Raw genomic sequence first — 8,887 nt, 5'->3', positions numbered from 1 at the left:
CGCGCGGATTCCATCAGGGCGCGAGGAGCGATCACGCCACCTCATCACGACGCCGGATATATGGCCGCAACGTTTCCTTCTGCTGAACAGTCAAGTGGCTCTTGCATCGCGGGGCGGACCATATATGAGCGCTCGTCTGGCGCCATCTGCCAAGATCGGAATCACGAAACCCATGTCCCTCTCGATAGCCGTTGTCGTGGCTGATGTCCCGCAGCGTTCAGCTTTCAGGTCGACGCGCCGATGATTCACTCGTTGCCAACGCTATGCCAGCGTTCACGCCGCGCGCTCTATCACCGTCTGACGATCGCTCCCGCACTCGTACTCGCCATCGTTCTCGCGATTGTTCTCGCCCTCGGCTTCAGACTATCGGCCTCTGCCGACGAGGCGTCAGGCAGCGGAGATCGGCCGGCGCGATCGGCAGTGGTTGTTCCTGTCATACGGGTGCAGCAACAGATGAGCTATCCGTTGGAACAGGTCTTTGTCGGCCAGGTCGAGGCGCGACGCACCGCCGAGCTCGGCGTCGAACGCGCTGGCCAGCTCATCGAGGTGCGGGTCCGGGAGGGGGACAGCGTGCGGGCAGGTGATCTGCTTGCACGGCTCGATCCCACTCTGCTTCAAGCCAAACGCGCGGAGCTTTCTGCCGACCTCGCCAGCGCCGAGGCCGATCTCGCGCTTGCCGAGGTTACCGCCGAGCGTTATCGCGATTCGGTCAAGGGTGGCGCGGTCACCCGCCAAGACTTGGACGAGGCGAGTGAGGGCGCCCGTGCTGCCAGTGCGAGGTTGCAACTGGCCAAGGCGCGCATTGCCAGTATCGACCTTGATCTGGTTAAGACCGAGCTCAGCGCGCCCTTCGACGGCACTGTCGTTCAACGCATGGCCGATGAGGGAACGGTCTTGGGCGCCGGCCAGCCGGTGCTGACACTGCAGGAAACAGCGGCACCTGAGGTCCGTGTTGGCGTCGCCGGGCCGCTGCTGGGTGCGCTACTTCCGGGCGAGCACTACCGCCTTGAGATCGATGGCGAGGACGTCAACGCGCGGCTGCGCGCCATCATTCCGTTGCGCATTGGCACGAGCCGCACCGTCGACGCCCTGTTCGATCCGATCTTTGATAAAGAAGCAGATGATTTGGGCTCCGATCGCACGGGAGCGGATGGACGGCCGCTCGACCCAACGCGAACCTGGGCCTTACGGCCTGGCAACTTGGCCGAGCTGCGGTTGCGCAAACAGGTCGAGGCCCAGGGCTACTGGCTGCCACTTTCGGCCTTGAGTGAGGGCGACCGCGGACTTTGGCGTGCGCTGGTTGCCGAGCCGGAAACCGACCAGTCAGAAACAGCCGAGTCAGAAACAGTCGATATAGGCATGGCCCCGTCGTCATCGGGCGCATCCGAGCCACGCTGGCGCCTGGTCAGCCGGCCCGTCCAGGTGCTGCACGTCGATCGCGAGCGGGCCTTTGTCCGTGGTCCGCTGCAGCCCGACGATCCTGTCGTGGCCGCCGGCTTGCATCGGGTTGTCCCTGGCCAGCGGGTTCGCATCGTCCAGAGCACGAGCCTCGGTGCGGACCAGGCTGATTGAAGTGTCAGTACTGCGATCGGGATCGACGCGGGGCTCAGCTGGTTTTTTGGCACTTAGGCTGCTGCAAAACCGCCACCTGCTGATCCTGGTGGTGATGTTGCTGATGCTCGCCGGCCTCGCGGCCTGGAGCAGCTTGCCGCGGATCGAAGATCCGCGCATCGTCAGTCGGTTCGCCTTCATTGCCACGCCCTACCCAGGCGCCAGTGCCGCTCGCGTTGAGGCCTTGGTGACAAAGCCACTCGAGGATGCTGTGCGCGAGGTTCCCGAGGTCAAGGTCATCGACTCGACCTCGAGCGGGGATATCTCGGTGCTGGGCGTTGAGCTCGAAGACGCGGTGACGGCGAAGGATAATGAGCGCATCTTCGCCGAGCTCCGCGACAAGCTATCGGCGGCCGCAGCCAATCTGCCTCCTGGCGCTGGCCCACCCGTGCTCGACAGCGACCGCGGCGCGGTCGCTTATTCGCTGATCGCCTCGGTGAGCTGGTCGTCTGACGCCGATCAGCGACCACCCCTCGGGGTTCTCAAGCGTCTCGCGGAAACACTCGCGGAGGACCTGCGCAACCTGGCGGGCACCGAGCAGGTGTTGCTCTTCGGTGGTCCCGACGAGGAGATCCGCGTCGAGGTCGATCCGGCTGAACTAAGCGCCGCCGGTCTGAGCGTCGATCAAGTCGCCGCGCGTTTGGCCAACGCCGACGTCAAAGACCCCGCAGGTAGCCTCTACGGCGAGACTCACCGACTGCGTCTCGCCGTTGCCGGCGAGCTCGACGCGGCGCAGCGCGTTGCCGCGGTGCCCTTGTTTGCCGAGGACGGCCGCGTGATCAGCGTCGGCGACCTCGCCGAGGTGCGCAAGACCTGGCGGCAGCCACCGAGTCAGATGGCCTCCACCGATGGCCAGCGAAGCGTCCTGATCGGTGTGCGCACCCGCGCGGTGCTCGATCTTGAGGCCTGGGCCGCAATCGCGACCAAGCGGGTCGAGGCCTTTCGCGATGCCAATGCCGGCGGTGGCATCGAGATCGGTGTCCTCTTCGATCAAAGCGGCTACACCCAGGCCCGACTCGCCGAGCTTGGCGGCAACCTGCTCGCCGGTGTTGCCGTCGTTATGCTGGTGGTGTTCCTGACCATGGGCTGGCGCTCAGCGTTGATTGTCGGCTCCGCGCTTCCGCTCTCGGCCGCCATCACCTTGCTCGGACTGGACATCTTTGGTCAACAGATCCATCAGATCACGATCTTCGGCATGATCATCGCGATCGGCTTGCTGATCGATAGCGCTATCGTCGTTGCCGACGAGGTTCGCCATCGGCTCGCCGGGGGCGCTAGCGCGCCAGACGCGGTCCGCGGCACCGTTGATCACCTGTTCACGCCGTTGGCGGCCTCCACCTTCACCACCATGATCGGTTTCATGCCGATCCTGTTTCTACCAGGAAACCTCGGCGATTTTGTTGGCCCGCTAGCCACTGCGGTGATCCTCGCGCTGGCCACCTCGTTCATCCTCTCGATGAGCCTTATCCCGGCCCTTGCTGCGCTCGCTGGCGGTGCCTCCAAAAGCGCCCTTGGGCAAGACCTTCGGCAGGACCGTGGGCGCGCCTGGTGGCGCGACGGCGTTGCAAGCGACCGGCTTGCGGAGGCCTATTCTGCCTTGCTCAGGGCCTTGTTTCGGCGCCCCTGGCTGACCACGTTCATCAGCCTGCTGCTGCCGGCCGCCGGGTTCTGGGCGGCGACTCAGCTCGGTCTGCAATTTTTCCCGCCTTCCGACCGCGACCAGTTCGAGATTCAGGTCTGGGCCTCTGATGATGCCTCGATCACGCGCACGGCGGCAGCCATGCGGGCGATCGAGCCAGTGATCCGCGAGCGCGGTGAGATCCGCCAACTGTTCTGGGTTGCGGGTGCCAGCTCGCCTCCGGTCTACTACAACCAGTTGCGCATGGAGGAGAACAATCCGGCTTATGCGCGCGCCACCGTGCGTGCGGCCAGCTCGGCCGAGGCGCAGCGCCTGGTCACTGACCTCCAGCGCAGATTGCCAGAGCGTTTTCCGGAGCTACGCGTCGTGGTGCGCGCCTTTGGCCAGGGTCCACCGATTGCAGCGCCGATCTCGTTGCGTCTCATCGGCCCGGAGCCACAGCAATTAAGAAAGCTCGGTGATGAGCTGCGACGCATCCTGCACCGGCTGCCGCAAGTGACCGAGACCAAGGCCAGCATCCCGGGTGGTACGCCTAGGCTTGAGCTTCAGGCCAATGAGCAGAATGCCCGCCTTGTCGGACTTGGCTTGGGCGATATCGCGAGCCAGTATCGAGCGGCGCTCGATGGCGTGATTGGCGGCAGCGTGCTCGAGGATCTTGAGCAGCTGCCCGTGCGTGTGCGCTGGGGTGATGCTGAACGTGCTGACCCGGCACGGCTTGCGGCTTTGCCATTGCTTAGCAGCAGCGCGACCGCGGCCGCAGCCACGATCGCAACCACGAGCGCGACGGCGAGCGCGATGGCGAGCGGCGGGCAGTCAAACTGGATTCCAGCGGCTGCGCTCGGTCCGCTCGAGCTGACGCCAGAGGCGCCGACTATCACCCGACGCAATGGCGAGCGCATCAACATCATCGAGGCCTGGCTCACCGCCGACGCCTTGCCGATTGAGGTCACCGAGACCCTGCGCAGCCAGATCGAGCGCGATGGTCTGGCCATCCCTGTTGGCTACCGACTCGAATTTGCCGGTGACAGTGAGGAGCAAGGCGAGGCCATCGCGCTGCTCCTGATCTATGCGCCCCTGCTTGGGGCGTTGATGGTCGCGACCCTGGTGCTCGCGTTTGGCAGTTTCACCCTGGCGGCGTTGATCTTGCTGATCGGCCTGCTCTCGATCGCGCTGGGGATGTTGGCACTTTGGCTCTCGGGTTATCCGCTGGGCTTCAATCCCGTCCTCGGCAGCATTGGTCTGATGGGGATCGCGATCAACGACAGCATCGTCGTGTTGGCTGCGATCCGTGCCGATGCCATGGCCGCCAGTGGCAACCTGAGCGCCACGGTGAACAGCGTGTTGGGCTCGACACGGCATGTCGTCTCCACCACCCTAACCACGGTCGGCGGCTTCCTGCCGCTGATCCTGTTCTCCGGTGGCGACTTCTGGCCGCCGCTGGCGATCGTCATCGCTGGAGGGGTTGCCCTCGCCACGCCGCTCGGGCTGGTGTTCGTTCCGGCGAGCTATCAGCTACTGCTCCGACTTCGGCTGGTGCGCTGAGCACTGAGCACTGAGCGGAACCTGTATCTCAGCAGTTCTTGCAGATCTCTCGGGTAAAGTCCTCGAGCTTGTGGGTGTCGGCAGCGAACAGTCGGATGCCTTCGGAGAGCTTCTCGGTTGCCATGGCGTCCTCGTTCAGTCCCCAGCGGAAGCCCGGCTCATCGAAGCTGACGCTGGGAATCTCCATGCTGCGCGCTGCCTCGGCGTTGAGCTTACGCGGCACCGGGCCGTCGGCCTCGGCAAGCTCGGCCAAGAACTTCGGCGCGATGGTCAGATAGTCACAGCCGGCGAGTTCGAGGATCTCATCGGCGCTGCGGAAGCTGGCGCCCATGACGATGGTCTCGTAGCCGTGGCGCTTGTAGTAGTTGAAGATCTCGGTGACCGATTTGACCCCGGGGTCTTCGTCGGCCGGATAGCCTGTGACGTTCTCGGCATGCTTGTACCAATCGAGGATGCGTCCGACGAAGGGCGAGATCAGGGTCACGCCGGCCTCGGCACAGGCGACGGCCTGGGTGAAGCTGAACAGCAGCGTGAGGTTGCAATGCACGCCCTGCTTCTGAAGGTACTCGGCGGCGCGAATTCCCTCCCAGGTCGAGGCAATCTTGAACAGCACGCGCTGACGGGCATCGATGCCGACTTGGTCGTAAAGGTCGATCAGTCCCTCGGCGCGGGCGATGGTGGCCTTGGTGTCGAATGACAGCCGCGCGTCGATCTCGGTCGAGACGCGTCCGGGCACGATCTTCAGGATCTCGGCGCCGAAGTTGACGGCGAGCTTGTCCATGGTCCAGCGTGCATGCTCGTCGGCGTTGTTGCCCTTGTCCTTGCCAAAACTCACCGCGTCTTCAACCAGGTGGCGGTAGGCCGGCATCTGCGCAGCCTTATAGAGCAGTGACGGATTGGTCGTCGAATCCTGCGGCTTGTACTCGGCGATGGCCTCGAAGTCGCCGGTGTCGGCAACCACGGTGGTCATGGTCTTGAGTTGCTCGAGCTTACTCATCAAAATTCTCCCGGTTGAAAGCCGCCCTTCAGGGCAGGGTCGTTGACGCAGTCACCTCGTCTGGAATAGTGGTGGTTCGGCGTTCACCTGAGCGAACACCATAGTCGATCTCGATGACGATTGTGACATGGTTGTGTTGGCGGCGGCAGCAAGAGACTGGAGGCCACGGAGCGGCTCATCGGGCCGCTTGCTCTGCGCGTAACGATCACAATATTTAAGGTTTAGAATGTTCGACTGCCCTGCTGCCAGCTTGCGTGAGGCTTAGGCGCTTGTCGATTCATCGCCAGGCGAGGTCTGGTCAGTCTTCAGGGGGGCGCACCTGGGCTATAGCCCGGCGACCCGGTCGGGTGATGCAAGCCGCGAAAGCGGACCAAAAGATCAGCCAGCCGGGTGGAATGAGCTGTGACTGACATCGCCTCAATCGAAGCCACTGTCGAGAGCTTTTACAAGATGCGCCAAACCAACTCAGGGACGGCCGAACTCTTGGTCCCATCTGGGCTTGAGCTGCATGCGCTGATCGATGCGATTGATGAGCTGATCCCTGCTGTGCGAGAACCGGACGTCACGCTGAGTCGCCGCTTTTTTGACAGCTTCGACTGGCGGCTGTTTGTTGCAGGTGTAAGTCTCGAATGGCGTTTTAGTGAGTCCTCGGCGTCGCCGTATACAGCGATGAGTCTGTTTGAGGATGCGCAGCCGGCGCGTTCGACGCTGTGCTGGCGCGATCTCAGCGAGTCCGATGCTGAACCGATCCTGCAGCCGCTCGAATCCGAGCCTGGGCTGCTCGATGAGATGCCGGCCGGACCGGTGCGGGAGCGGCTTGCTCCTCTCCTTGAGATGCGTCGGCTGCTACCAATGGTGGAGGTGATCTCGCAACAGACGCTTGTGCGCTTGTTGAATGAGGATGAGAAGACCGTCGTGCGGTTGGTGGTCGAGCAGAACCACTTCCGGGAGCCAAATGCTGGCCGCCACGGAAACCTGATGTGTCGGCTGAGATTACTGTCCGTTAGGGGCTACGCGGAGGCCTTCGAGCAGGCGCGGCTGGTGCTGGAAAAGCGGCTTGGATTATCCGTGCTCGATGAACCGCTAGCACAAGAACCGCTGGCACAGGAGGCGCTGCTCGCCGCGGGTCATCGACCCGGCGCTTATTCGACCAAGCTTGATCAGCAGCTCGAGCCCGATCAGCGTGCCGATCTGGCGACGAAACAGATCCTGCGCGGATTACTCGAGACGCTTGAGGCCAATCTCGAGGGCACACGCCAGAATCTCGACAGCGAGTTTTTGCATGATCTGCGGGTTGCGACCCGCCGCACGCGCTCGGCCCTGAGTCAGATCAAGGGCGTGTTTCCAGAGGCATTGGTCGTTGATTTCAAACAGCGTTTCGCCTGGCTGCAGCAGATCACCGGGCCGGTGCGCGATCTGGATGTCTATCTGCTCGATTTTCCAGATATGGAGCGACGGTTGCCACCCGCCTTGCGCAGCGACTTGAAGCCGCTGCATGAGCAGCTCGTCCGGCTGCATGCCGAGGCCCAGCGTCAGCTTTCACAGGCGCTTGGATCGGCAGCGTTCGACAGCCTGCTACGAGATTGGCACCGCTTTCTCGATGCGGAGATGCCGGTCTCTAAAGCGCCCACCGCTGAAGCGGTTGATCTCCACCCTCGAGCGCGACAGGCACACCCGAGTCACGGCCCGTTGCCAAGCGATGCTGAGTTGCCGGGACAAGCGCTGTTGCCAAAACAGGCGGCGGTGCCGATCAAGCAAGTCGCGGATCAGCGCATTCGCAAGATGCTCAAGCGGGTGCGCGCGGAGGGCCGGGCGATCACCGAGGATTCACCCCCGGAGGCCCTGCATGAGCTGCGCAAGAGCTGCAAGAAACTCCGCTATCTGATGGAGTTTTTCCAGAGCCTGTATCCAAGGGATCAGATTCGGGAGCAGATCAAACAGACCAAGCTGCTGCTGGATAACCTGGGACGATTTCAGGATACCGCCGTGCAGGCACAGCACCTGCGCGAGCATGCTGAGTCGAGCGTCAATGCTAGTGCCGGTACTAGCGCCAATGCCGGTGCCAATGCCAGTGCCAAGCCCAGCGTCACTAGCGCTAGCACCAATGCCAGCAAGAACGGGCTTCCGCCCGGGACCCTGCTGGCAATGGGTGCACTGATTGGCCAACTTCTAAACGATCAGGCAAGCGCTCGCGCGACCTTCAGCGACGTCTTTGCCGCTTTCGACAGTGCCGAGAACGCCAAGCGCTTCAAGACCCTGTTCGCGACTCATGACTTATGCGCATCAGCAGAAAGCGCGCGAGACAAATGCGGGATGCCAGAGTGAAGCTCGTCACGACGCTTGCTGTCTACAGCATCAAAGGCGGCGTTGGTAAGACCACGACTGCCGTGAATCTGGCTTATCTTGCGGCGGCCGAGGGGCTGCGCACTCTGGTGTGGGACCTAGATCCGCAAGGTGCCGCCAGCTTCTTCTTCCGCATCAAGCCCAAGGTTAAGGGTGGTGGCAAGGCGCTGCTCAGGGACCAGGGTGCACTGGACGCTGCGATCAAGGGGACCGATTTCGAGCGGCTCGATCTGCTGCCGGCGGATTTCTCCTATCGTCATCTCGATCTTCGGCTGGGTCAGAGCGACAAGCCAAGACGCCAGCTCGAGCGGCTGCTCAAGCCGTTACGACGCGAATACGATCTCCTGCTGCTGGATTGTCCGCCCGGCATCTCGACCCTGTCCGAAAATGTCTTTGCCGTCGCCGATGCGCTGCTGGTGCCGCTGATCCCGAGCACGCTCTCGATCCGCACCCTCGAGCAGCTCGATGCCTTCCTGCGCGAGAAGATGCCGAGGCGCGCGCCGCAACTGCTGCCGTTCTTCTCGATGGTCGATGAGACCAAGGCCTTGCATCGCACCATCATGCAGGACGCTCCTAGACAAGACCTCCAGATCCTCCAGTCGCCGATCCCGGAGATCGACGAGATCGAGCGCATGGGTCTGCATCGAATGCCGATCACGGCTTATGCGGCGAGTGAGATGGCTGTGGGTTCTTATCGTGCGCTGTGGCGTGAGGTTAAGTTAGTTTTGAGTGGTGAGTGGTGAGTGGTGAATGAG

Annotated in this window: 5 protein-coding genes; 4 read left to right on the top strand and 1 reads right to left on the bottom strand. The window is 62.9% G+C overall.

What is annotated here, in order from left to right; translation table 11 throughout:
- Positions 1-453: 453 nt before the first annotated feature.
- Positions 454-1,572 (top strand): efflux RND transporter periplasmic adaptor subunit, encoded by a 1,119-nt coding sequence (locus CKO42_RS18980; RefSeq protein ID WP_200247470.1) that lies wholly within the window; start codon positions 454-456, stop codon positions 1,570-1,572.
- Positions 1,573-1,618: 46 nt separating this feature from the next.
- Positions 1,619-4,792 carry an efflux RND transporter permease subunit gene (locus CKO42_RS18975; protein ID WP_200247468.1) on the top strand — a complete coding sequence of 1,058 codons (3,174 nt, stop codon included), beginning with the start codon at positions 1,619-1,621 and terminating at the stop codon, positions 4,790-4,792.
- Between the two features lie 28 nt (positions 4,793-4,820).
- On the opposite strand, the gene tal is transcribed toward CKO42_RS18975, so the two are convergent.
- A complete protein-coding gene (tal, locus tag CKO42_RS18970) occupies positions 4,821-5,789 on the bottom strand; it encodes a transaldolase (RefSeq protein WP_420844331.1) in 969 nt (322 codons plus the stop codon).
- A gap of 402 nt (positions 5,790-6,191) precedes the next feature.
- Between tal and CKO42_RS18965 the strand changes: the two genes are divergently transcribed.
- Together CKO42_RS18965 and CKO42_RS18960 are read left to right on the top strand one after the other, a co-directional pair.
- Complete coding sequence (locus CKO42_RS18965; RefSeq protein WP_200247464.1) at positions 6,192-8,114, top strand: CHAD domain-containing protein; 1,923 nt, start codon at positions 6,192-6,194, stop codon at positions 8,112-8,114.
- Positions 8,111-8,875, top strand: a complete 765-nt coding sequence (locus CKO42_RS18960) for a ParA family protein (RefSeq protein WP_200247462.1) — start codon at positions 8,111-8,113, stop codon at positions 8,873-8,875. Before CKO42_RS18965 ends, CKO42_RS18960 begins: the two co-directional genes overlap by 4 nt.
- Positions 8,876-8,887: the final 12 nt, after the last annotated feature.

The organism is Lamprobacter modestohalophilus, from assembly GCF_016583905.1.
Lineage (GTDB): Bacteria > Pseudomonadota > Gammaproteobacteria > Chromatiales > Chromatiaceae > Lamprobacter > Lamprobacter modestohalophilus.
Note: the sequence above shows the minus strand (reverse complement) of the source record. Positions and strands in the feature narration are given on the sequence as shown.

What these genes read in the sequence shown, in the direction of transcription:
- CKO42_RS18980 (WP_200247470.1), top strand. Translation starts at nt 454, where the DNA reads ATGAGCTATCCGTTGGAACAGGTCTTTGTCGGCCAGGTCGAGGCGCGA.
- tal (WP_420844331.1), bottom strand. Translation starts at nt 5,789, where the DNA reads ATGAGTAAGCTCGAGCAACTCAAGACCATGACCACCGTGGTTGCCGAC.